Below are 23,634 nucleotides of genomic sequence, written 5' to 3'. Positions count from 1 at the left end.
ATGACGATCACCGTCGATGATGTAAAGCTGCTGAAATCCCAGCGCCTCACCGATGAGGACGACGGCGGCGGCCGTGCCACCGGGCAGGCCGTGGTGGATCGCGAGATCAACAACCTGTTTCCCGATATCTCGCGCCTGGACCGGACCATCGGCCGGATCAACCTGCGCAAGGCCTTCGCCGGCATCAGCTCGAACAGCGCCGAGCCGTACCTGGGCGCTCATGCCATCGTCACGCGGGCGCCGGCCGATCCGCGTGTCTCGGTGCTGCTGTTCAACACCGGCAGCCAGACCGATGAGCGCCGCGACGCGCGCAACGCCATCGAGTCCTTCGTGGTGCCGGCCGTGTCTGCCTCGTTCGAACTGCTGGGCAACCAGTTGCAGGGCCAGCGCGCCATCGCTTGCGTGCAGCGCGAAGAACAGCGGCTGCCCGAGATCGGCGAGGTCTATCAGCTGGTGTTCGAGTCGCGCTCGCAGTATGTCCGCATCACCGACGTCGAGGCGCGGCTGGAACAGTTCGCCCACGACTACGGCAACGGCAACTTCGTGAACTTCACCCGGCGCCGGCTGGACCTGTCGATCAGCGCGCCGCTGGGCGCGACCTTCCCCGGCGGCCAGGTGACGCCAGGCGGCACCACCAGCCCGAAAAGCCAGGTGCTCAGCACCCAGGTCGCCGATGCCGCGCGGTACTACGGCATCAGCCCCCTGGCCGAGGCTGTCAGCCGCGGCGCGCTGAGCCTGCGGGTCAAGTCGGTCTATTCCCAACTGGTGCCCAGTACCACCCGGGAAAACGCGCTGGTCGACCAACTGGCCGGCTATCAGCGGCGCCTGTTCGTCGCGGCCGGGCCGGCGCGGACGGTCAACCTGAGCGTCGCGAATATCGGCAGCGGCAGGTCGCGGACGTTCCTCGGCACCGGCTGCGCGCCGGGTTCGCTGTCGCTGAGCGCCGGCGGCGGTGTGTTCGCCGACGACCGCAAGGGAGGCCTGCGCTACATCAGCGGTTCGAACTGGATTGCCAGCGGTACCGTCGACTACGAGAGCGGCGCAATCGAGATGGCGGCCTCCGGCAGCGGCTGGAGCGGGACAGCGAGCGCCACCTACCAGCCTGCCGCGGCGGCGACGGGCGAAGCGGTGACCGGGGAGATCCCTATCGAACTGGGCAACCGCGGCTTCGTCTACACCCTGTCGCTGTCCGAAGCGCCGCCCCAGCCGGGCACCCTGGTGGTCTCGTTCCTCGCCCTGGGCAAATGGCAGGAGATCCGTGACCAGGGCAACGGCGAATTGGCCGGGGAAGGCACCGGCACGGTGGACTTCGCGACCGGCTCGGTATCCATCACCCTGAGCGCGCTGCCGGACGTGGGGAGTTCGCTGATCTACGCCTACGTCGGGCAGAACGATGCGGCGCTGACCCAGCGCACCGGCACCAGCGTGCAGGCGCGCGCGCGGATCAACCGGACGTTGCCGCACCAGGGGCTGTTGCCCGGCTCCTACAAGGCGACGTTCAAGGTCGGCGGGGTAGAGCGCACCGTGCTCGATAGCGGCAACGGCTCGCTCAGCGGTACCGGTGGCAGCGGCCAGATCAACTATGCCGACGGCAAGGTCAGCATGGAATTGAGCGCCACCCCGGATGCCGGGAGTGGGATCGTGCATACCTACCAGCAGGGCAGCGTGACCGACAGCCCGCTGGCGGTGACCTCCGACAGCACCGGCATGTGCATCGGCACTCTCCCCGGGGCGCCGCTCAAGGCGGGCAGCGTGCGCCTATCGTGGATCACCAAGCGTCGCCAGGCGGCACCGACCCTCGGTGCTGACATGGGCACCGGGGCGCTGCCGATCTTCGAATCGGAGATCACCGTGGACAACTCGGTGACCGACGACGCCGCCGGCGGCTGGGCCGGGCGCGCCGGGACGATCAACTACGAGACCGGCGAATTCAGCCTGAAGGTGGCCGGCAACTACGTGTTCAAGGAGTACACCTACTACACCGACACGGTCGACAACTTCGGCATGAAGAAGCTGCGCCTGGTGGCCACCGATACCACCTTGCTGGAGGGTTTCGGCGGCACGCTGAACGTGCGTGCGCAGAGCCGCGGCGTCGAGTACGGCGAGCAGACCGATTCGCAGACCGTCGCGCCGGTGACCCTGGACCTGTTGCCCGGCGTTGCCGAGCCGATCCTGCCGGGCTCGCTGGTGTTCACCTGGGCCGGAGAGGTCTACGTCGATCGCTCCGGTGTGCTCTACAAGAACATCAACAGCAGCACCAACGCCGGCATCGCCGTCGGCTCGGTGGACTACGCCGGCCGTACCGCGACGCTGAACACCTATGGCTCGGGGGCGGCGCCGACGGTCACGCTGCTGGCCTGTCTGACTACCAACGCCGGCTTCAGCGTCACCAGCATGACCTTCCGCACGCCGGGGGCGCCGCTGCGTTCTGCGAGCCTGCAGGTGACGGCGGTTCGCCTGGATACCGCGCAGATCGTGACCACCACGGCGGACGCGAACGGTAAGCTCAATGGCGCGGTGATCAAGGGTAGCGTCGATATCGTGACCGGCATCGTCCGGCTGCGCTTCACCAGCAATCTGGAGGACACCACTGGGGCCAGCGATATCCCGGTGATTCCGCTGCTGCTGCGCTACAACGCGGTCGTCTTCACCTCGCTGCCGCTGGACGCCACCCTGCTGGGCCTGGACCCGGTGCGACTGCCGGCGGACGGGCGGGTGCCAGTGTTCCGCGAGGGCGACGTGATGGTGGTTGCCCATACCGCCGAGACCACGGTGCCGAGTCCTCAAGCTGGCGGCGTGCTGCAGCTCGGCCGCGACCAGCAGGCCGAGATCAAGGTGGTGGACGCCAACGCGGTGGAACTGGCCTCGGCGGGCTACAGCGTCGACCTGGAACGCGGCCGGGTGACATGGGCCAACCCGCTGGTCCTGCAGGATGCCGAGGGCAACCCGCTGACCCTGCCGCTAGTGGTGCGTGACCGGGTTGAGCACATGACCCTCTGCACCGAGGTCCAAGTGAACGGCGAGCTGGGAATCTCCTCGCCGCTGCCCTGGGATCTGCCGGCGGGCGAAACGCTGGCGTCCAGTGCGCTGAGCTGGGGCGACCTGCAGGCGCGGCTGCACCACTGGTTCACCCAGCGGACCTGGGATATCGGCTCGCCGAACTGGACCGACGAGCCCAAGGGCGACGGGACCACCGCCAACTACAACAGCCTCGCCTATCCGCCGCTGATCGCCAACCGCGGTGCGATCGATGCGAAGTGGGCGCTGGTGTTCAACTCCTCGACCAGTTTCAGCGTGGTGGAGGAGAAGCTGGGGGTCATCGCCAACGGCACTACCACCACCGACACGGCGCCGATTAACCCGGAGACGAACACGCCGTACTTCACCATCCGCAAGGAAGGCTGGGGCAGTGGCTGGGCGGCCGGCAACGCGGTGCGCTTCAACACCGACTCGTGCCTGGGGCCGATGTGGATCGTGCGGACGGTACTCAGCGGCAAGGGCACCGTCGAGGACGATGAATTCCACCTGCAGATCAGAGGAGACGCGGACTGATGACCGCTCGACAGTACAGCTATCGGGACGCCGGCGCACCGCCGGCGCTCTTCCCGGCGGCGGTGACGCCGTTCCAGAAGTTCAAGAGCTACTTGCGCGCGGCGCTGGTCGATGGCTACGGCAACAAGCCACCGGCAGGGTGGACCGTCGTAAGCGAGTTCGACACCGCCATCACCCTGGCCCCGGCGTCCAACTGCGCGCAGGTGACGTTCTACAGGCACTTAACCGGTAGCGGCAGCGTCAACGACTACATCGCAGTCTATGTGCATGAGGGCATGCTGGATATCAGCACTCCGCTCCCAAAGGGCGTCAATACGCGGTCACGTACCTGGTCGGCTGACACCAATCCCACCAGCAATGACGCTCATGTCATCTACCTGGGGTACATGTACTGGAACCATGCGACGTACTGGCAGATCTGTGCGGACGCCGAGACGTTCATCTTCTGCGTCCTCCAATCCACCGGTTACGAAAACACGAGCGAGGCGTACCAGCTCGGCCTCTACGTCGGGCAGTACGAGAGCTTCAGCGGCGCCTCCGGCGTTCAGGGGTTTATTGCCGTCGGCGGTGCCCAGGGTTACCAGAACACAACGGGGTACAGCCGAAACTGGTCCTTCGGGAGTGGCTTCAGTTCGCTGCGTGACCAGCGCTCGGGAGAGATCATCCAGGGTGGCGGTCCCAGCGTGGGAGCGCTGATGGACCAGATGCAGTATCAGAGCACCTACTACGACCGGACGGAGGGAGAGAATCCACCCTATTGGCGGATGCAGCAGCCCTATGTGACGAATGGCGCGAACTACGTCGGCCGCCTGAAGGGTGTGTGTTTCGACCCGATCCTGGGCCATTACCGCCACGGACATCTGCTGGAGCGGCTGGGGTTGTCCCTGGGCGCAACGGCGGTGGCGGAGGCAGTCCAGATGGATGGCAAGACCTACCATGTGCATATGGACCGCTGGGGGCTCTGGTTCCTGTCTGTGGATCCGGCGTGGTGGCCAGCATGAGCGCGCTGATGCAGCAGGTGGTGCCGCCGGTCCAGGCCCGGCCCGATACCTGGCTGCAGCGGTTCGGCATTGGGCCGAAGACCCTTCGCCCGCCGGTGGCAGTCGCCTGGTCGGGGGCCGGGCAGGCGATCTACCAGACCCTCGCCGTGAAGGTCACCCGCGAAGGGGAGGAGACTCCGGCGCGCAAGATCGCCACGCTGTATCGCGGGACGGTGGTCACCGCGACCGCGATGACGGCGACCTTCCAGGTCTACGAGGGCGAGACGGTGCAGCGCTTCGAGGCATCGGGCCTGCGCGGACAGTTCGTGATCCAGGTCACCGACGAAGGCGACCCGCGCCTGGGGATCATTCGCTGGCCGGTCCTCGATGCCGATACGCGCCTGCTGTCCTATGACCTGACCGAAGGCTCGGGCGGTCGAGATCCGACCGACCCGGCGAAGGTGCGGGCGGTCGTCACGGTCGATGGCGGTGCGGCCTTGCGCCAGGTGGTGGTCATCGAGCGCAAGCTCGATGGCGAATGGCGGGTAGCCGGCGTAGGGCAGACGGCCGAGTCCGGGCGCGCCGAGATCGCCCTGGAGGTGACGGCCGGCGGGACCACTTACGCGATGGGGCTGGATGACTGGGGCGCGTTGTTCGAGCCGCGTCTCGTCGTCAGCCTGGGCCAGCGCGTGCGTCCGACGATCTTCTCTGGCTGGCTCTACGAGGTGACCGAGGCCGGGGTGCTGCCGGTGGCTGAGCCGGAGTGGTGGCCGATCGAGGGCGACAACCCCAGCCGCCAGGTCGGCACGGCCCGTCTGCAGGCGACGCGTTACTACCGCCCGCTCAGCCACGGGCCCTTTCCTGTCGAGGCTCTATGATCAATGCGAGTTTCGGCGCCCCCTGGCAGAGGGCGGCGCCGCTTTCCGTGCGCGCCGTCCCGCTGCGCTGGCAGCGCCTGGTGCTTGCCGATGTGCGTAGCGGCGGGCTGTGGGGCTCCGGCCGACCACTGGCACGGCGTTGCGCCAGTGGCTGGTCCGGTGTACCGGTGCGTGATGCGGGCTGGGGGAGTGGCTGGGAGCACGCCGAGCAGCGCAACGCGACAGCCGGCAGCGCTTGGGACAGCACCCGGGTGCTGGACGTCGAGCGCGAGCTAGGCTGGGATCGGACGCTGCGTCCGCGTGATCGGCGCCTGTCGCTGATCTACAACCCGCGCCCGGCGGCCAAGGACGCCGGCCGTCCGCCAGGGTGGCGGCGCTCGGCCGAGTTCGACCGCTTCCGTGACGCACTTTCGGAGAGGCGTGCCAGTCTCTACATCCCGACCGGCCTGCTCGACTTCAATTTCGGCCCAACCCGCTACACCCCGGCGAACACGCCCGACGTGTTCTTCGATTTCCGCTACGTGGTGCCGGTCCGTGGTATCCGGCCGGTGGACGCCGGGGCGCGCAGCAGCTACGGCAGTCCGACCCGCTTCGATGCGTTGCGGCGGATTCCCTGGGCGTTGGGGCGGCCGACCGATCCGGTGCCGACGGGCATTATCTACCCCGACTATCCGGGGCCGGTGGTACCGATAGATCCACCTACCGAGCCCGAGATACTGGAGACCTACATGATAGGAAACACGGTCACCCTGGTGGTGCTGCCGAGTCGCACGCCGCTGGATGCGACCAGCATTCGCATCGGCCTGGATATCGACTCGTTCGCCTGGTCGTTCTCGGCTGACCTGTTCGGTCGCACCTCGCTGGACCTGGCGGCGCCGGATGCCAACGGGCCGAAGACGGTAGAACTGGAGATCAACGGCTGGACCTGGCGGTTTCTGGTCGAGCGTTACAGCGGCAGCGGCAAGCATCCGAGCGAGCGCTACACCATCAGCGGCGCGAGCCGCACCCAACTGCTGGACGCGCCCTATGCGCCGAAGCGCAGCGCGGTGAACACGGCGCCGCTGAACGCACGTCAGGTTGTCGACGACCAGTTGCAGTACACCGGCTTTTCAGTGTCCTGGGACGTCGAGAACATGGGGCCGCCGGACTGGACGCTGCCGGCCGGCGCCTTCAGCTACCAGGACCAGACGCCGATGCAGGTCATCGTCAAGCTGGCCGAGGTCGCCGGCGGCATCGTGCGGCCGGGTCTGATGGACGACTCGATGACGATCCTGCCGCGGTATCGTGAGGCGACCTGGTACTGGGACACCGCGATTCCCGACCGGATCATCCCGGCCGCCATCGTCGCCGAGTGGGGCAGCGAGTGGAGTCCCCAGCCGGCATGGAATTTCGTCTACGTCAGCGGTACCAGCTACGGCGTCAGCGTGCAGGTGCGGCGCGCCGGTACCGCCGGCGAGGAGTCGGCGCCCGACGTCATGGAGGACTGGATGACCAGCACCGAGGTGGCGCGCTCGCGCGGGATCTGCGAGTTGTCCAAGGGAGGCAACCAGGCGATCGAGACGCGCCGTATCCCGCTGTTCCAGAAGGATGATGGGGTACCGGGCCTGGTGCAGCCTGGAATGCTGGTCGAGGTGAGGGACGAACAGGCGACCTGGCGCGGGCTCTGCCTGGCTACCGATATCTCGGCCGAGGGGGTAGGGGCTAGCCGCGTGTGGCAGACCCTGCGAATCGAGCGCCACTATCCGGGAGGTTCCTGATGGCGACGGTCAACCCCTGGCGTCGGTTCATCGGGCTCTTACCGGGCGGCGCGCGCACGGTGGGGGAGGTGATCGACGTCGACGAGGGCGCCGGCACCTGCCGCGTCCGCCTGCGAAACAACGTCGTGATCGCGGCCCGGGGCACGGCGGTGCCGGCCGGGCAGATGGCGTTCATCAGCGATGGCATGGTGACCGGGCCGGCGCCGCAACTCCCCCAGTTCGATATCGAGGTTTGACTGAGCCGATCCGACCAGCATGCCGTCCAGGCACTGCAGGCGGTCGGCCCCGCGTTTCAAGGTGAGCGGATCGCGTGCGGAGATCCACCAGCCATCGCGCAAGAGCTGATCAACATGGGCGCGTAGCCCGGGCAACATCCGTTTATTCATCGTGGTTCGCCTCCTACCTGGCAGGCGAACGATAGCAAACCGGAACCCCTTCACGACTACCGATAGCAGAGCATTAACGTTACTGGAGAGAACCGATGCTGATTACCGAGCAGCAGTTGCTGCAGATACTTCCGAACGCCGGCCATCGCGCCGGCTTTTTTGTGCCCGCACTGAATGCTGCCATGGGGCGCTTCGGCATTACCTCGCCGGTGAGGGTCGTGGCGTTCCTCGCTCAGGTCGGCCACGAAAGCAGCCAGTTGACCCGGCTGGTGGAGAACCTCAACTACAGCGCCCAAGGCTTGGCGGCGACCTGGCCGAGCCGGTACCGCGGTGCCGACGGCCAGCCCAACGCCTTGGCGCAACGCCTGGCCCGGAACCCCCGGGCGATCGCCAACAACGCCTATGCCTCGCGCAACGGCAATGGCGACGAGGTGTCCGGCGACGGCTGGCGTTTCCGCGGGCGCGGACTGCTACAGATCACCGGCCGGTCGAACTACCGCGCCGCCGGCGCAGGGCTGGGCCTGCCGTTGGAACACGACCCCGATCTGCTTGAGCAGCCAGAGTTCTCGGCACTGTCGGCGTCCTGGTGGTGGTCGACACATGGCCTGAACGAACTGGCCGACCGCGGCGAGTTCGCTGCCACCACCCGCCGGATCAACGGCAACATGAACGGCCAGGTGGAGCGCATGGCGCTGTGGGAGCGGGCGAAGAGGGTGCTGTCGTGATCTCGGCCCGCGTTGTCTCGATCATGCTGGCCTGCCTGCTTCTGGCCGGCTTCGGCGCCGCTGGCGGTGTTTGGTTCGGCGCGCGGCACTACCGGCTGCAGTTGGATGCCGCGCAGGCGGATCTGGTCGCCTGCCGTGCCACTCGGGGCAGTCTGGAGGCCGCAGTAGCTGAGCAGGGCAGGCAGGTTGCCGCGCTGCGCCATGCCGGCGAGCAGCGCGCCCGGGATGCAGCACAGGCAGTGGAGCAGGGACGACAGCAGGCTGCCGAGCAGTATGCAGCAGCCCATCGCCTGCTGAGCCAGCGAACCGCCGGCGAGCAGTGTGCGGCCGCCGATGCGGTCATCGATCAGGAGTTGGGTCTATGAAGGCAGTGCTGATGCTGGTGATGGTCGCGCTGGCGGGATGCGCCGGCCAGATCGAGCCTGAGCCGCGCACGGTGCGCGTAGAAGTGCCCGTTGCGGTGCCGTGCCGAGTGCCGGCGGTAGAGGTACCGGCCTGGGCAACCGCTGGGCTGAAGAAGAGCGACGATATCCAGACCAAGGTCCGTGCGCTGCTGGCCGAGCGGCGGCAGCGGATCGGGTATGAAGCCCAACTGCTGGCGGCCAACAGGGCCTGTCAGAATTAGGAGTAGACTACGGCCTTTTCCTACGGAGCAGAGCGATGCTGGTGATTCGGTTGGCGGGGAAGTGGACGCTGAAGCTCGACAGGCAGGTCGGCAGTTCCGGAAAACACGGGATATGGGCATTCCACTGCTCTGAAAGCACTTTCGCGCCGTCTTCGAACGACCTGCGGCGTACTGCGGCGATCCTTCCAGCCGAGCCCAAGGAAGGCCAGACGGTGGACGTATCGATCTGCGACACCGCGCACTCGCCAGATGGATGGATCGCCGTCGGCGCAGGCGTAGCAGCCTACGAAGCGGAGCGCTGAGGCTCTATCAGATGGGCGCCCTGGTTTCGGACGTTCCCAACTGCTGGGTCGACCGCGTACCAGGTGAACGCCTCGCTCGGCTCGCCCTGCATCAACACGATCTCTTCTGCGCGTTCCGGCGGCGTCGCCGGGTCCAGCCACTCGCGGGCCAGCTCGGGCGATAGCACGACGGGCCGCCGGTCGTGAATATCTACCAGGCCGCCGGCGCTATCGGCGGTGATGATCACGAATCCATGCTGTTCTCCTGGTTCGTCATCGAGGCCGGGGAACTGGCCGATCGCTGCGCACAAGACCGGCGAGCCGTCAGCGTGCTGGATGTGATACGGCTGTTTCCGCGCCTCGCCTCCATCGACCCACTCGAACCAGCCCGAGATCGGCGTCAGCGCTCGGTGTTTCCACGCGGTGCTGAAGAAGCGTCCATGCGCCACCTTTTCAACCCGAGCGTTTATCGGCGCCGCGCGATCCCTGGCCCAGAAGGGCCGCCAGCCCCATCGAATCGGCTGAGCTACAAGCGCATCGCCTTCGAGCCGTAGCGTCGTCACCGCCGTCGACGGCGCGACGTTGTAGCGCTGTGGCTGTTCGCCGACCAAGTTGACCAACATGGCTGGCATCGACAGCGCGTCGACGAATTCGTGCAAGCCAGTGTACTGGCTGAGCCTTCCGCACATTATGTGCCTCACACAGTAGACGCAGCCTTCATGACCAGATAGACGCACATCGCTATACCTGCCGCGAGCAGCATGCCTATGGCAACGAAACTGATCTTCATGAAATACCCTCGTTGTGACCTGCGATGAGCTGCTGATTGCAAAGAGGGGAAGCAGCAGAAAGTGGAGACTCTGGGAGGTTGGGCAGCTCCCGGAGTCTCCGTGACCATAGGAGAAAGTCACCCAGATAAGGCTAGACATGTTTCGCTTTGGGGCAAGCGAAGCGGCGCGGTATGGGCTATCGCCTGTGAGGGGCTATGGTGGCCAGCGCCATGGTCGGAAGTCATCCGGGATCTGCTCGGCGAGTTGCAGCGTGCCGCCGGCGTCGAGTTCGATCACGAGGCCGCGCACAATGCCGGCACGCTCAAGCGCCTGGCCCAGGCGCAAGTATGTTATCCCGTCCAGGGGATCCCGGCCGAGGTAGCCCAGCCGCTGTCGTGCGGGTGCGGGCCCGTGGTAGATGCCCTCGTCGTCCACGCTCCCGACGACGACGCCGCCGTCGAGCACGTCGTAGCAGCAGTCCGAGCAGTAGTGCGTCTCGCGCGTGATGCCGTGCTCGATCGCCCAGGAGTACATGCCCAAGGCGTCGGTGACCATGTCGTGCCTGTCCTGCAACCCCACGACGCCGCACTGGTAGAGCTCATTTGCCTCTCCCACCAGGTACAGGTACTGCTCATCCGCGGCGTACAGCCAGGCAGCATGCTGCCGCATCGCGGCGAGCCATTGGGTGACGCGCTGGTTATGGCAGATCCGGGGGTCGGAGTAGGACATGGGAATCTCCGGCGGGCGGTTGGGCCGGAAATTATGCTGTATAAATATACAGTAATCCTCGGGAGGCGACGAGCGGAAACTGGCCGAGGAGAAACGGTCGGGTCAGTGGCGGGGCTGATGAGAAATGCTCGCCCTAGATGGCTCTGCTACGAATTTGCTACAGCAAAGGCAATAGCTGATAACCATATAAGTTCTATTGGAAGTTTTTCGATCCATATCACCAGGCGTCCTGTTGGACGCCTGGTGATATACGAGTCGCTATGTCTGAACGCGCTGTAACTGCCCTAAAGAAAATCCGGAAATAGAGGCGATAGTCCCGCGCCAGAGTAAGCCGTCGTTATTTGGAACTTCTCCTGTGGGGGAGAAATGTTTGGCGTTCTTTAGATGGATGTATTGAGATGGTGCATCCTCAGTCAATGAGGATTCCTCGTCTTTGCTGCGGGACGGACCTAAACTGAGGAAGTAGCTTCGAGCAGTAGCTTTTTTTTCTTCAGACTCCCACCCTTGGCAGAAACTGTCAGCGAACAGTTGAAAATATTCCTCTGCACTTATTAAGGTGCCGGATAGCATGCCGCTCATGGTGAAGAGCGTGATGCTCAACCGCGCCTCCGGATAGCGATTCACGTTACCCACTAACTCCTGAAGGAACCAATCTGTAGTCCTGCCATTCCAACTGAAATTAGTAAAGACGGGGTCTGCTAAGTCTTTCTGGGCAATCTCGTACCAAGGTGAATTTGGTTGCGACTCTTCCATGACGACTCCTAATTACGGGGTTTCGAAGCTTGGAATTTTTCGTATACAGATGAATCAAATTTTGTGGCGGAGATGATCTCTTCTTGACGTAGGATAAGAGTGACATCTGCTCCTACTTCTCTGTACTGGGTAGTAAAGGTTACTGTCAAGGTGTCCTTGTCTCGGTACCCGCTCATAACGGGTTTTATGGCTATTTCTTGATCTGCACCTTGGGTCTCATTCGGTTCGCCCATGGTTGTAATAAATCCGACATATACTTTTCGATCATCCATGTGCAGCATGACGGTGTCTTTATTGATGGCTGATTTAAAAAGAAAGTCATCAAGCGGACTGTCTTTGAATATTTGTGCCATTGCTGCGACTTTTGTTTGGGTAGCGTTCTTTGCGCCTAGTCTTAGTTTGAAGAAGAAAAAGCGGGTCAAGCTACCCCAAATGTGTGGTATTGGCCATAGAGAGAGAATGATGGCCCATATGAAGAGTGCGTAAGTCGTAGACTCTTCTTTTTTAACAATTCCAATGTTAGCTAGGTGTTTGGCCGTCCATGAAAAAAGGTTTATTTTTTCTAGGTCGAAGTCGCCAATTCTATAATAGGTTAGGAGGTGGTAGAGGATGGTGCAAATTAAGAAAGATATTATAAGGCTGTATAAGCCAAGGCGGGCGCATTGTATGTAAAGATATTGGCCTTCATGGCGATGCAGTTTATAAAAATGTACGGGATGATGGTGGTAAACTAAAAAACCGCTGACTAGCAGCGGTATTATAAGGACTAATCCCATTATCGTTTAACGATCTTTGTGGCGAATTCTACCGCAGTCTTGAATTCGGGCGAGTCGAAAACTGCCTTAGGCTTAATGACAATTGTGCCGCGGCCCACAACAGAAAGATCATCTGGAAGCTGCGAGATGAGTCGCGTGAGTTCCTTCTCTTCTTCTGTCTTCGATTTTAGGAGTTGAAGAAACATGTGACCTCCTTGGCTCATGAACCTCAATGGGGCTTGTGATGATCATAGCCCTTTGGCAGCTTCGATTGGAGAAAGTTTGATGCTAGACGTTGCCAAACTGTCATCAAAACTGTCACTGGAATTGGCCAGCCGGATCTGAATGGCCCATGAATATTGGAGCGGGCGAAGGGAATCGAACCCTCGTCATGAGCTTGGGAAGCTCAGGTAATGCCATTATACGACGCCCGCTCGGATGGCTTTTGCGGCCAGGGCGCCTTTTTACCAGATGCGCGGCGGCAGGTGAAGCCCGGGGCGGGGTTTTTGTTGATTTCGCTGGGTTTTTCCGCCAGGGGAGCGGGGCTCCCCGTGGCGGTGGCGGTTAGCTGGCGAGGGCGGCGAGGGGGACGCTGGCGCCGTTGGGCTGGGGGCGGTAGATCGGGTTGAGCGGCTGCGTGCGCTGCGGGCGGAGGAAGGCCAGCAGGGCGTCCTGGGTCTGTTGCCAGGCGGCCTTGTGCTCGACGTCGATGAAGTGGCCGGCATTGCGGATGGTGTGGAATTCCGCGCCGCGGATCAGTTGGCCGAACTGGCGGGCTTCGTGGGGCGTGGTGTAGATGTCCAGCTCGCCGTTCATGAACAGCACCGGGATCTCGATGCCGGCGAAGCTCTCGGTATAGCTATCGGCGTTCAGGCGCAGCACTTCGCGGATATGGAAGTGCATCTGGTGGTATTCGTGCTCGTCCAGGCTGCTGACGTGGCGGAAGTTGTAGCGCTTGAACAACTGTGGCAGGTAGCGGCCGATGGTTTCGTTGACCAGGTTGCCGACCTGGGTGCGATCGCAGGCGGCGAGGTAGTCGAGGCCGCGATGCAGGTAGTCGAGCATGGCCGGGTTGAGCTGAGGCGAGAATGAGTTGACCACCGCCCTGCGGATCCGTCCGGGACGCTGCGCCAGGGCCAGCAGGGTGGCGACGCCGCCCCACGAGAACGACATCACTACGTCGGCACGGAAGCGTTCGATCAGTTCCAGCAGGATCCTGGCCTCGCACTCCTTGCTGATCGGCGTGCGGTTTTCGTTATGGGGTTTGGACTGGCCGGCATACGGCTGGTCGTAGAGCACCACGTTGTAATGCGGCTGCAGGTACTTCACGGTCTGGGCGAAGGACGCTGTGGTCGACAGCGAGCCGTTGACCAGGATGATGGTCTGCTGCGCCGCGGGGTTGCCGTAGAACTCGGTGTGAATCCTGTATTGCCCGTGGATCTCGATGATGGCTGTTTCCGGCCTCATGTCGCTTCCTCCTGGAATCGTTCGATGGGAACGCGGCGACCTGCTTGTCGCGGCGAATACAAAATGCTCATGGGCAGATGAAAGCGCCTCCCAATGACAGTTGAATGTCATTCGGATGGATTTGATAAACTTTTGATTTTCAACGACTTACAGGCAAATAGAGAGCGTCCGAAATCCTCTCGGATTTTGGCGAAGCGGCTATTGGCCGGGCAGGAAAGGCCGGCGCCGAAGCGCGGGCAGTCACGCGGGCTTTCTTGGAAGTCGTTTGTGACTGGTCAGTCACAACGTGAGCGTCAGTTAAGCAGCCGGCGTGCCGGACTGCAAGCCCTGTTTCGCTTTTGGATGGGGGAAGGGGGGCTGGAATCCGACGAAATGCCGCGAGGCAAGTACCGATGCTGCGATTTCGGGATGCCGGGAAGGAAAGGGACGGCGCGGCCGCCGCCCCGGCGGTTCATTTGAGCAGGCTGGCGATGACTTCCGGCGTACGCGCCGCACGTGCCACGGCGCAGCTCTGCGGGGCGAGGAAGCGCGAGGTCTCCAGCCACTTCGGCTGCGGATAGTAGGCGAACACGTAGCTGCCGCGCTTGAGGGTGTTGATCAGCCGGGCCGCCACGGCCGGGCGTACCGCAGGGCAGCCCTGGCTGCGGCCCAGGCGACCGAGCCCGGGAACCACCCTGGGATCGGCGTAGGCAGCGGAATGCATGACGATGGCGCGTTCTTCGCTCTTGTCGTTGAAGCCCGGCTCCAGGCCAACCAGGCGCAGCGACTGACCATGCTTGCCGGTATAGAGCTGGCCGGTCTGGAACAGCCCGATCGACGACTGGTAGCTGTTCGGCCGGTTGGAGAAGGAGGTGGCAAGATCATCGCCGCTGTTCTTGCCGTGGGTCACCCACTCTTCGAAGAGCAGCTTGCGGGTCTTCAGGTCGAATACCCAGAGACGCTTGTCGCGTGACGGCCGCGAGTAGTCGATCACCGTCAGCAGGCCGTTGTCGCCGCCCTGGCTGGCACTCGCGCAGGCATAGGCGGTAAGGGCCAGTTCGAGGGTTGGCAGGCTGGCCTGTGGAGCGAGTTTCTGCAGGTCCTTGGCGGAGGGAAGTGGCATGGCGAATACCGGCCCGCTGGCCAGTGCGCAAAGGGTGGCGCCCGCCAGGCTCAGCCTGCGCAGGGCGGCACGGAGGAAGGTTGGCATACGAGCAGTATTCCCATCGGTTCAGTGTGGTTTTTACCGGATGAGAGGCATTGTGCTCGATTTTTGAACAACTTGCCGACTACTTTTTAAGCGATTTCGTCGGATTGTTCGGTGTTTCCGTGGCGATCACCGTGAAATCGGAGTCGCTGTGGGTGTCCCGGGTCGAGGCCCAGTCGGTGATCACCAGGGTGCTGCCGACGTCCATGGCACCGAGCATTTCGCGGACGAAGGTCGGGTCCATGCGGATCTTGCCCAGTTGCTCGGAGGGTGTCAGGCCCTGTCCCGGGTTGCTCACCTGGACCACCGACCAGCGCAGGTTCGGCGAGGTCTCGCTGATTTCTTCCGGGGTCGGCTTTTCCAGCAGCGAGAACACCGCCATGCCGGTTTGCGGGCGTGCCGGCAACTGCACCGGTGCGGTGCCGATGCGCTGGCCGCCGCGATAGACATAGGCGCGCTGGTCGGCGCGGCTGATCAGCACCGACAACGGACCGCGTTCCGCGCCGGGGTCGTTCCAGGCGATTTCTCCGGGCTCCACCGGCAGCGTCACCGGTCGCCCGTCCGCTACCGTCGGTGCCAGCAGGCCGGGGTGGTCGACTTCCTTCGGCGCGCTGCTGGCGTTGGAAATGATTACCGTGGTGGAGCTGAAGCCGGTGATGCCGTAGAGCTTCTTGGCGAACGCCATGGGTAGGCGGATGCAGCCGTGGGAGGCGGGATAGCCGGGCAGGTTGCCGGCGTGCAGGGCGATGCCGTCCCAGGTCAGGCGCTGCATGTAGGGCATGGGCGCGCTGTTGTAGAGGTCGGACTTGTGGTCGACGCTCTTTTGCAGGATCGAGAACACTCCGGTCGGGGTCTCCCGGCCCTTCTTGCCGGAGCTGAGGGTGCTGACCCCGATGGCGATACCGTTGCGGTAGATGTAGGCCTTCTGTTCGGTAAGGCTGACCACGATGGTCACTGGTCCCTGCGGGGAAACCTCCGGGTACCAGAGGTACTCGCCGGGCTTCATGCTCTTCAGCCGCGCCTTGATGTCGGCCGGCGGCAAAGGCGCGTTCGCTGGGCTGGCGGGCGCCGCGTGGAGGCTGCCGACGGCGAAGGCCAGCAGCAGTACGGCAAGGGATCTTTTCATTGGCGCTTTCTCTTGCTCCATGCGGGAAAGGCTGTCGCTCCGACAGATGCCATTCAGCTTAGCGTCGCTCGCGACGGCCGGCCAAACCCATGCGGTCCGGCCTCTTTCGGTGGACAGGCGGCGGGCGGCGGGGTTTCACACCGAACAGATTTCTTCAGCATTCAGGGGGCGCCAGGCACCCGGCGGCAACTGCGGGTCGAGACAAATATCGCCCATGCGCTCGCGGTGCAGGCGCAGCACCTTGTTGTCGAAGTGGCCGAACATGCGCTTGACCTGGTGATAGCGGCCTTCGTGCAGGGTCAGGCGGGCGCAGCGTGGGCCGATCGGTTCGAGCTGCGCGGGGAGGGTGACCAGGTCTTCGAAGCGGAAGTGGAGGCCGGCGGCGAAGGCATCCACGTAGCGTTGGTCGATGGGCGCCTCGGTTTCCACGTAGTAGACCTTGTCGCGCCGGCTGCCCGGCAGGGTCAGGCGGCGCGACCACTGGCCATCGTTGGTCAGCAGCATCAGGCCGGTGGTGTTGTAGTCGAGACGACCGCCAATGTGCAGGTCGTCGCGCAGGTCTTCCGGGAACAGGTCGAGGACGGTCGGGTGTTGCGGGTCGCGGGTGGCGCTGACGCAGCCCATCGGTTTGTGCAGCATGTAGTAGCGCGCCGGCTTGCCAGCCTGGAGCAGCCGCTCGTCCAGTTCCACCCGGCTGAACACCCGCACCTCGTGGGTGCCGTCGCGCACCACCTGGCCGTCCACGCGCAAGTGTCCACCGGCGATCAGCATCTGCGCGTCGCGGCGGCTGAGTTCGGGCAGATTGGCGAGGAAGCGGTCCAGGCGCATCAGTCGTCGGCGTCGGGCGGCAGCAGTTGCGCGCAGCGTGGGCAGAGGCAGGCGCGGCGGCGCAGCTCGGCGGGAATCCGCTCCAGCACGGCCGCATCGATCTCCGTGGTGAAGCACCAGCAAGCCTGGGTGGCGCTAGCGGGATAGGCCAGGGTGCAGCGGTTGGATTGCTGGCACAGCGGGCAGCGGCCTGGATCGATTTCGCTGTTCATGGCGCGGTGGATGGCTGGCGGGTGCCCAGGGTGCAGGGCCCGGCGCGCGGATGCAAGCATCGTGCGCCAGGCGGGGCGTTTCAGCGGCGAACGGCGTTGGTGATCCAGGGCTCCAGGCGCTGGCCGAAGCTGAGGTGCAGTTCCAGCGGCGCTAGCCGGTAGTTTTGTTCGTCGACCTTGGCGAATACCGCGTGCCATTGTCGTGGCACGTTGATCGCGGCGAGGTCGGTACGGCTGATGTAGCCGCCGACCAGCGTCCTGCCTCCGTCGACCGCGGACCAGGGACGCACCCGGCCCTTGACGATGGCGTAGCGCTGGCGCTCGGGGTAGCGCTGGCGCAGGGCGGCCAGGTCGAGGCCGGCGTCGACGATGAACAGTCGGCTGGCCTCTCCCTGCTCATGCTTCAGTTGGTGGCGAGCGGCTTCCATCTGGCTGGACAGCATTTCGTCCTTGGGCAGGGCCTTGCTGCGGGCGCTGGCCTCGGCCAGGCGCTCCTCGGCCAGGCGTACTTCGCGGCGATAGGCCGGGCCGTCGAGCTCCAGGACCAGCAGCACCTGTTTTTCCTGTTGGCGGCGGTAGCGCCGTACGCTCTCTTCGTCGAGCGCGTCCGGGATGCTGAAACCGAGGGCGCGCATCTGCTCGGGCGGCAGCGGGGGAGCGAGGTCACTGGGCGGCTCGCTGCTCGGCGAGCGAAGCTCCAGGCGCAGTTCGACGCCACTGTTCTCTTCGCTCCAGAAACCGTAGGACCAGTTGCGCTGGAGCTCGCGCTGGCTGAGCACCAGCTTGCTTTCGGCCTCGCCGGACCGGTTCCAGGCGACGCCACCGAGGGCGGCCAGGTTCGCTGCCAGCAGCAGGAGGCTGCCGGCGATCAGGGCGTTGCGACGGTTGCGATTCATGCGTCAGTCCTCGCGGCGATGCCCAGGGGCGTGCGCAGGCGGCGCAGGACCAGCAGGATCAGCAGGGCGCTGAGGCCGAGCACCAGGAAGAACAGGTACTTCGGCATCGCTTCCCACCACCAGTCGAAGAACTTGGTGTAGAGGAAGATGACGAAGAAGGTGATCCCGGTATTGCTCACGTCCGCCCAGTTGCGTCGCGCGCCGAGCCAGATCACAAGGGCGGCGGCGACGAAGCCGGCGACCTGGTAGAGCCCCTCGATGAGCGCCGACGGTAACGCCAGGTAGCTGCCTGAGCCCCAGTTGGCCAGCACCAGCATCGGCAGGAACAGGCCGAGCAGGGCGAACACCCGGTAGATCACGGCGAAGCCGCTGAAGTTGCGCTGATCGAAGCACAGCGGCACGGCGAAGATCAGCGCGGCGGCGGGGAAGAAGTTCTCCGGTCGCTCGCCTACGCTCAGCCAGTAGCCGCCGCCCCAGGTGCCGACGCGCGCGGCGATGAAACCCATCACGCAGAGGATCGCCGCCGCCAGCAGCAGGCGGGCGTTGCACAGGTAGGCCAGGAGCAGGGCGTAGAGCGCCCAGGGCACCAGCGCCAGGTCGCTGGGGGTGACGTTGAATATCTGCCCGAGCATGGTCAGGTCGAGGACGAAGCAGGCGAACGCGACCATCGCCGCCAGCTTGCTGAAGTAGCCCGAGGCGTCCTTGGCCTGGACCCAGAGCGTGGCGAAGAACGCGGCGAAGGCGCTGCCGATCAGGATCGCCACCTGGGCGACGGTGGGGAACAGGCCCCAGAAGCGATAGAACAGCAGGAACACGCTGGCGGCGAAGGCCAGGGCGCCGAAGAACGAGGCTACCCGCATGCCCAGCGAAAGTTGCTGGCTGCGCAGGTCGTGGTCGATGTCGAAACGGTCGCGGTAGCTGTCCAGCAGGGCCAGGTGATAGTCGGCGAGTTGCCGGGCCTGGGCCGGTTCGAGGCGGAACGCCTGCTCCTGGTCGAGGCGTTGCAGCTCGCGCTGGAACACCAGGATGTCGTTGGCGCGCTGCTGTGCCTGGGCGCGGTCGATGGGTTGCATGCATGCTCCTTGAGCGGTTCCGGCGGGGCCGGCAGTCCTTGGTCCGCGCACTCTACCGAGAAACGCCGGCTGCGGTCACGTTCTGGAGGTCCGTGTCGTTGGTCGGATTCAGGGAATTTCCGTTTTTTCCTTCGGTCTCTATTGCAGCCGGGTTGCAACCGCCGCAACCGGCTTCCCGCTCCATCGGGATTTTGTCCAGGCGTGGTTCGGCTGCGTTCTGCGATGAAGGAGAATGCTGATGGTCATGCGATTGTTCGGGCTGCTACTGGCGGCCTTCCTGATGAGCGGTTGCAGCGTTCGGGTGCCGGGCGCCTACGTCGAACTGGATCCGTTCGACGATGGCTACTACGGCTACGATCGCGGCGGCCCGCCCCATTGTCCTCCGGGCCACGCCAAGAAAGGCTGGTGCTGAGCCCACTTCCTTTTCCCGAGTCTTCACGTCGTATGCGCGCCTCGCGGCGTCGCCGGTCGTCCGGCCGGTCGGCAGCGGGGCCGCAGGAGGCTGCCATGTGGCGCACATTCCTGAGAGTCCCGCTTCTTCTGCTTCTCGCCAGCCTGGGTGGCTGCGCGGTGTATGACTACGACTACGATGACGGCGATTGGCGCCACTATCGTGGCCAGCCCTACGGCTACGCCTACGAAGTGCCGCGCTATCGCGTGTATGACGATGGCTGGCGCAGCGAACGGCGCTACTACTCGACGCGCTACTACGACCAACGCTACTACCCGGCGCCACGCCGCTACGATGGCCACCGCGACTACCGGCGCGAGCAATATCGCTACCAGCAGCGCTACCACGAATCGCGCCCGGCCCATCGTGGCGAGCGGCATCCGGGCAACTGGCAGCGCGGCGGCCAGCCGCAATGGCGCGGGCATTCTCCGCAACGCTGGCAACAACACGGTCGGCAGGATCGTCCGGGACACCAGGGCCAGCAGGGCGGGACACCTCGCTGGCGCAACTGAGGTGCGCAAGGAAAGGCGGCGCCTGCGGGCGCCGTCGTGCTTTCCAGTCGAAAGTGCGGACCCTCTTGGCGCATTTGCTCGGCACACTCTGCCGATACCGAAACGAGGAGGTTCCCATGAGTCATTTTCTGTCGTTCGCCAAGGGCGCCCTGGCGATGTTCTGGCTCGTCGCGCTGGTCAACCTGGCCTACCCGCTGGGCGAGTTGCATCGACCGATCCTGCTGTTGTCCGGCGTGCTGGTGCTGGTCCATGCCGCCGAGATCCTGCTGCTCAACGGGCGTCTCAAGGCGCGCCCGGCACCTTGGCTGGAGCGCCTCCAGGTGCTGCTGTTCGGCGTCCTGCACCTGCGTAGCCTCGGCTGATTTACACAGGCTTTACTCTCGCCGCGGGCACCGCCCGCGCGCCGCGCAGTCCGATGTGCAGGTTCCGGAACAGGCAATCCTCCCGCATCCGCAGGAGAGGCCGGAACCGCACAGGAGGCGCCATGCGTCGTTTGCTTTCCCTGCTGATCCTCGTCCTGCCGCTGTCGGCCTGCGTGGTCTACGACCGCAACGACCACCGGCATCGTCCCGACTACCGCTACGAGCGCTATCACGACCGCGACCGTGACAACCGCGGGCGCGACTGGAACCGTTCCTGGCAGGAGCGCCGCGACGACGCTCGCTGGCGCTGATCCTCAGGTGGCGGCGAAGCGCCGGTCCTGTTCCAGCACCCGCTCGACGAACACTGCCGCGGCCGGCGACAGGCTGCGGCCGGCGCGGCTGACCAGACCGTAGGCGGAGCCCTTGGCGCGGGCGGGCTCGGCGCCGGCGGGCCAGGGCAGCAGCGCCAGACGGCCGGCCTCGACGTCGGCGGCAACCACGTCCCAGGGCGCCAGGCTGATCAGCTCGCTGGAGCCGACCAGGCCCTTGAGCATCAGCACGTCGTCGCACTGTATGCCGAGCGGTTCTTCGCGTTGCAGTAGGCGCGCCAGGTCGCCGCGGACTGCCTCGGGCAGGCGCGGGCCGGCCAGCGGGTAGTCGGCCAGTTGCTCGGCGCTCGGCCTCACCAGACGCAGCAACGGATGGCCGGGGCGGCAGAAGAGTACGCCGGGATACTCGCGTAGCGGGTGGATGCGCAACTGCGGATCGCCTTGCAGCTCGCGGATATCGGCGACGAAGAGTTCGACGGCGTCATCCAGCAGGCGCTGGCGTAGGGTCTGCCAGTCTTCGATGAGCAGTACGACGCGCACGCGTGGGTGGGCGCTGGATAAACCGGCCAGTGCCTCGGGCAACAGCCGTGCGGCGGGGAAGGGACCGCCGCCCAGGCGTAGCTCGCCGCTGTCGAGATTGCCCAGTTGGCTCACCGCGTTGTGCAGTGCGCGATGCCCGGCCAGCAGGCGCCGAGCGTGTTCCAGCACCAGCCGGCCGTGGGCCGTGAGGGCCACGCCGCGGCTGCCGCGCTCCACCAGGGTGCAACCCAACTGTCCCTCCAGCGCCTGGATGCTGCGTGACAGCGCCGGCTGGCTGAGATTCACCGCTTCGGCGGCGCGGGCATAGTGGCCGTGCTCGGCGAGGGCGACGAAGTGGCGGAACTGGCGTAGATCGCTCATGCGGACTCCGCATCGAATGTGGACCTGGAATGCATTGGAATTATTGCCGTGCCGCTCGGCATAGTGCCAGCCGAAGCCCACAACAATAAAACGGAGTATCCGATGAGCCGTCTGCTTGCACTCCTGGCGCTCGCCCCGCTGCTCGCCGGCGCCGCCGAAACCACCGCGCCCAAACCGCCCAGTGCCTTCACCGTCGAGGCCCAGCGGCGGGTCGAAGCGGAATTGCCCTTCGCCGACCGCGCCGACTTCGAGCGCGCCGAACGCGGCCTGATCCGGCGCCCGGAGCGGTTACTCATCCGCAACCCCGACGGCAGCGTCGCCTGGCAGCTCGGTGGCTACGACTTCCTCCTCGACGGCAAGCCTCGCGACAGCATCAATCCCAGCCTGCAACGCCAGGCCCTGCTCAATCTCAAGTACGGCTTGTTCGAGGTTGCCGAGGGTATCTACCAGGTGCGCGGCTTCGACCTGGCCAACATCACCTTCATCCGCGGCGACAGCGGCTGGATCGTGGTCGACACCCTGACCACCCCGGCCACCGCCAGGGCGGCCTACGAACTGGTCAGCCGCGAGCTGGGCGAGAGGCCGATCCGTACGGTGATCTACAGCCACGCCCACGCTGATCACTTTGGAGGCGTGCGCGGTCTGGTAGAGCCACAGCAGGTCGCCAGCGGCGCGGTGCAGATCATCGCTCCGGCCGGCTTCATGGAGGCGGCGATCAAGGAGAACGTCCTGGCCGGCAACGCCATGATGCGCCGCGCCACCTACCAGTACGGCACGCAACTGCCCAAGGGGCCGCAGGGGCAGGTCGACATGGCCATCGGCAAGGGATTGGCGCGCGGACCGCTGAGCCTGCTGGCGCCGACCCGCCTGATCGAAGGCGAGGGCGAGGACCTGGCGCTGGACGGCGTGCCGTTCACCTTCCAGAACACGCCGGGTACCGAATCGCCGGCGGAGATGAACATCTGGCTGCCGCGGCAGAAGGCCCTGCTGATGGCCGAAAACGTGGTCGGCACCCTGCACAACCTGTACACCCTGCGCGGCGCCGAGGTACGTGATGCGCTGGGCTGGAGCAAGTACATCAACCAGGCGCTGCATCGTTTCGGCAGGCAGGCCGAGGTGATGTTCGCAGTGCACAACTGGCCGCGCTGGGGCAACGCGGAGATCGTCGAGGTGCTGGAGAAGCAGCGTGACCTGTACGGCTTCCTGCACGACCAGACCCTGCACCTGGCCAACCAGGGCGTGACCATCGGCCAGGTGCACAACCGCCTGCGCCTGCCGCCCAGCCTCGACCAGGAATGGTACGACCGTGGCTACCACGGCTCGGTCAGCCATAACGCACGGGCCGTGCTGAACCGCTACCTGGGCTACTACGACGGCAACCCGGCGAGCCTCGACCCGCTCAGCCCGGAGGACTCGGCGGGCCGCTACGTGGAATACATGGGCGGCGCCGAGCGCCTGCTGGAGCAAGCGCGGGCGTCGTACGCCAGGGGCGAGTACCGCTGGGTGGTCGAGGTGGTCAACAGGCTGGTCTTCGCCGAGCCGGATAACCGGGCCGCGCGCGAGCTGCAGGCCGACGCCCTGGAGCAGCTCGGCTACCAGGCGGAGAACGCCGGCTGGCGCAACAGCTACCTCAGCGCCGCCTACGAACTGCGCCACGGCGTACCGCGCGACCAGCCGACGATGAAGGCCGGCAGCGCCGATGCCCTGGCGGCGATGGACACCGGCCTGCTGTTCGACTATCTCGGCGTGCGCCTGGACGCCGGCGCTGCGGAGGGCAAGGCGCTGAGCATCAACCTGCGCCTGCCGGACATCGGCGAGAACTACCTGCTGGAACTGAAGAACTCGCACCTGAACAACCTGCGCGGCGTGCAGAGCGAGGACGCCGGGCAGACCGTGAGCATCGACCGCGCCGATCTCAACCGGCTGCTGCTCAAAGAGGTATCGGCGGTACGCCTGGTCTTCGAGGGCAAGCTGAAGAGTTCCGGCAATCCGCTGTTGCTGGGGCAACTGTTCGGCATGCTCGGCGACTTCGACTTCTGGTTCGATATCGTCACGCCGGCGGCGAAGTCCGAAGGCTGACGACGAAGGCGCCCGAGAGGGG

26 protein-coding genes and 1 tRNA gene are annotated in these 23,634 nt (G+C 65.0%); 14 read left to right on the top strand and 13 right to left on the bottom strand.

Translation table 11 applies throughout. The annotated features are described in order from the left end of the window. The 9 genes from ACI766_RS22675 (at position 1) to ACI766_RS22635 (ending at position 9,205) form a co-directional block, all read left to right on the top strand. Positions 1-3,552, top strand: coding sequence for a hypothetical protein (locus ACI766_RS22675; RefSeq protein WP_058157052.1), 3,552 nt, complete (start codon positions 1-3; stop codon positions 3,550-3,552). Next, the gene (locus ACI766_RS22670; RefSeq protein ID WP_031631640.1) at positions 3,552-4,553 is read left to right on the top strand and encodes a hypothetical protein; all 1,002 of its coding nucleotides are present in this window, start codon (positions 3,552-3,554) and stop codon (positions 4,551-4,553) included. The genes ACI766_RS22675 and ACI766_RS22670 overlap by 1 nt, the downstream gene beginning before the upstream one ends. Next, positions 4,550-5,410 (top strand): hypothetical protein, encoded by an 861-nt coding sequence (locus ACI766_RS22665; protein WP_220463086.1) that lies wholly within the window; start codon positions 4,550-4,552, stop codon positions 5,408-5,410. The genes ACI766_RS22670 and ACI766_RS22665 overlap by 4 nt, the downstream gene beginning before the upstream one ends. Further along, positions 5,407-7,167, top strand: a complete 1,761-nt coding sequence (locus tag ACI766_RS22660) for a hypothetical protein (RefSeq protein ID WP_096307757.1) — start codon at positions 5,407-5,409, stop codon at positions 7,165-7,167. The genes ACI766_RS22665 and ACI766_RS22660 overlap by 4 nt, the downstream gene beginning before the upstream one ends. Continuing rightward, complete coding sequence (locus ACI766_RS22655) at positions 7,167-7,403, top strand: hypothetical protein (RefSeq protein WP_019682828.1); 237 nt, start codon at positions 7,167-7,169, stop codon at positions 7,401-7,403. Before ACI766_RS22660 ends, ACI766_RS22655 begins: the two co-directional genes overlap by 1 nt. Before the next feature lie 245 nt (positions 7,404-7,648). Next, positions 7,649-8,278 carry a glycoside hydrolase family 19 protein gene (locus ACI766_RS22650; protein WP_182186999.1) on the top strand — a complete coding sequence of 210 codons (630 nt, stop codon included), beginning with the start codon at positions 7,649-7,651 and terminating at the stop codon, positions 8,276-8,278. Further along, entirely contained in the window at positions 8,275-8,643 is a 369-nt protein-coding gene (locus ACI766_RS22645) for a hypothetical protein (protein WP_096307759.1), read from the top strand. Before ACI766_RS22650 ends, ACI766_RS22645 begins: the two co-directional genes overlap by 4 nt. Continuing rightward, a complete protein-coding gene (locus tag ACI766_RS22640) occupies positions 8,640-8,903 on the top strand; it encodes a hypothetical protein (RefSeq protein WP_182186997.1) in 264 nt (87 codons plus the stop codon). The genes ACI766_RS22645 and ACI766_RS22640 overlap by 4 nt, the downstream gene beginning before the upstream one ends. 35 nt (positions 8,904-8,938) lie before the next feature. Next, positions 8,939-9,205 (top strand): hypothetical protein, encoded by a 267-nt coding sequence (locus ACI766_RS22635; RefSeq protein ID WP_031630210.1) that lies wholly within the window; start codon positions 8,939-8,941, stop codon positions 9,203-9,205. Here ACI766_RS22635 and ACI766_RS22630 read toward each other — a convergent pair. From ACI766_RS22630 to ACI766_RS22575, 12 genes are all read right to left on the bottom strand, one after another. Continuing rightward, complete coding sequence (locus ACI766_RS22630; protein WP_031630206.1) at positions 9,187-9,873, bottom strand: SOS response-associated peptidase; 687 nt, start codon at positions 9,871-9,873, stop codon at positions 9,187-9,189. The genes ACI766_RS22635 and ACI766_RS22630 overlap by 19 nt on opposite strands. A 294-nt stretch (positions 9,874-10,167) precedes the next feature. Further along, the gene (locus ACI766_RS22625; RefSeq protein WP_058157049.1) at positions 10,168-10,683 is read right to left on the bottom strand and encodes a hypothetical protein; all 516 of its coding nucleotides are present in this window, start codon (positions 10,681-10,683) and stop codon (positions 10,168-10,170) included. 258 nt (positions 10,684-10,941) lie between these two features. Next, positions 10,942-11,436: a hypothetical protein gene (locus ACI766_RS22620; RefSeq protein ID WP_124123264.1), complete on the bottom strand. Its 495-nt coding sequence runs from the start codon at positions 11,434-11,436 to the stop codon at positions 10,942-10,944. Between the two features lie 8 nt (positions 11,437-11,444). Continuing rightward, positions 11,445-12,212, bottom strand: coding sequence for a hypothetical protein (locus tag ACI766_RS22615; RefSeq protein ID WP_071573410.1), 768 nt, complete (start codon positions 12,210-12,212; stop codon positions 11,445-11,447). Positions 12,213-12,551: 339 nt separating this feature from the next. Further along, positions 12,552-12,625 (bottom strand) — tRNA-Gly (locus ACI766_RS22610). 130 nt (positions 12,626-12,755) lie between these two features. Then, positions 12,756-13,658: a (R)-3-hydroxydecanoyl-ACP:CoA transacylase gene (phaG, locus tag ACI766_RS22605; protein ID WP_003123042.1), complete on the bottom strand. Its 903-nt coding sequence runs from the start codon at positions 13,656-13,658 to the stop codon at positions 12,756-12,758. 451 nt (positions 13,659-14,109) lie between these two features. Beyond that, entirely contained in the window at positions 14,110-14,847 is a 738-nt protein-coding gene (locus tag ACI766_RS22600; protein WP_003114158.1) for a murein L,D-transpeptidase catalytic domain family protein, read from the bottom strand. A gap of 79 nt (positions 14,848-14,926) precedes the next feature. Next, entirely contained in the window at positions 14,927-15,970 is a 1,044-nt protein-coding gene (locus ACI766_RS22595; RefSeq protein WP_003098363.1) for a L,D-transpeptidase, read from the bottom strand. A gap of 135 nt (positions 15,971-16,105) precedes the next feature. Continuing rightward, positions 16,106-16,798, bottom strand: coding sequence for a pseudouridine synthase (locus ACI766_RS22590; protein WP_003114159.1), 693 nt, complete (start codon positions 16,796-16,798; stop codon positions 16,106-16,108). Next, positions 16,798-17,010: a cysteine-rich CWC family protein gene (locus ACI766_RS22585; protein ID WP_003098360.1), complete on the bottom strand. Its 213-nt coding sequence runs from the start codon at positions 17,008-17,010 to the stop codon at positions 16,798-16,800. Before ACI766_RS22585 ends, ACI766_RS22590 begins: the two co-directional genes overlap by 1 nt. An 80-nt stretch (positions 17,011-17,090) precedes the next feature. Then, positions 17,091-17,906 (bottom strand): DUF4824 family protein, encoded by an 816-nt coding sequence (locus ACI766_RS22580; RefSeq protein ID WP_003098357.1) that lies wholly within the window; start codon positions 17,904-17,906, stop codon positions 17,091-17,093. Then, on the bottom strand, positions 17,903-18,979 hold the full coding sequence (locus ACI766_RS22575; RefSeq protein ID WP_003114162.1) for a DUF2157 domain-containing protein: 1,077 nt from the start codon (positions 18,977-18,979) through the stop codon (positions 17,903-17,905). Before ACI766_RS22575 ends, ACI766_RS22580 begins: the two co-directional genes overlap by 4 nt. 232 nt (positions 18,980-19,211) lie before the next feature. On the opposite strand from ACI766_RS22575, the gene ACI766_RS22570 reads away from it, so the two are divergent. The 4 genes from ACI766_RS22570 (at position 19,212) to ACI766_RS22555 (ending at position 20,615) form a co-directional block, all read left to right on the top strand. Then, positions 19,212-19,391: a hypothetical protein gene (locus tag ACI766_RS22570; protein ID WP_003098355.1), complete on the top strand. Its 180-nt coding sequence runs from the start codon at positions 19,212-19,214 to the stop codon at positions 19,389-19,391. Between the two features lie 95 nt (positions 19,392-19,486). Then, positions 19,487-19,942, top strand: coding sequence for a hypothetical protein (locus ACI766_RS22565; RefSeq protein WP_003114164.1), 456 nt, complete (start codon positions 19,487-19,489; stop codon positions 19,940-19,942). Between the two features lie 116 nt (positions 19,943-20,058). Then, a complete protein-coding gene (locus tag ACI766_RS22560; RefSeq protein WP_003085479.1) occupies positions 20,059-20,304 on the top strand; it encodes a DUF1145 domain-containing protein in 246 nt (81 codons plus the stop codon). A 122-nt stretch (positions 20,305-20,426) separates the two neighbouring features. Continuing rightward, the gene (locus ACI766_RS22555; RefSeq protein ID WP_003098351.1) at positions 20,427-20,615 is read left to right on the top strand and encodes a hypothetical protein; all 189 of its coding nucleotides are present in this window, start codon (positions 20,427-20,429) and stop codon (positions 20,613-20,615) included. A gap of 3 nt (positions 20,616-20,618) precedes the next feature. Here ACI766_RS22555 and ACI766_RS22550 read toward each other — a convergent pair whose 3' ends face one another. Then, positions 20,619-21,533, bottom strand: a complete 915-nt coding sequence (locus ACI766_RS22550; RefSeq protein WP_087823778.1) for a LysR family transcriptional regulator — start codon at positions 21,531-21,533, stop codon at positions 20,619-20,621. Positions 21,534-21,635: 102 nt separating this feature from the next. Between ACI766_RS22550 and ACI766_RS22545 the strand changes: the two genes are divergently transcribed. Then, positions 21,636-23,612 (top strand): alkyl/aryl-sulfatase, encoded by a 1,977-nt coding sequence (locus tag ACI766_RS22545; protein WP_019372103.1) that lies wholly within the window; start codon positions 21,636-21,638, stop codon positions 23,610-23,612. Positions 23,613-23,634: the final 22 nt, after the last annotated feature.

Source organism: Pseudomonas sp. DL, from assembly GCF_047199225.1.
GTDB lineage: Bacteria > Pseudomonadota > Gammaproteobacteria > Pseudomonadales > Pseudomonadaceae > Pseudomonas > Pseudomonas aeruginosa.
Note: the sequence above shows the minus strand (reverse complement) of the source record. Positions and strands in the feature narration are given on the sequence as shown.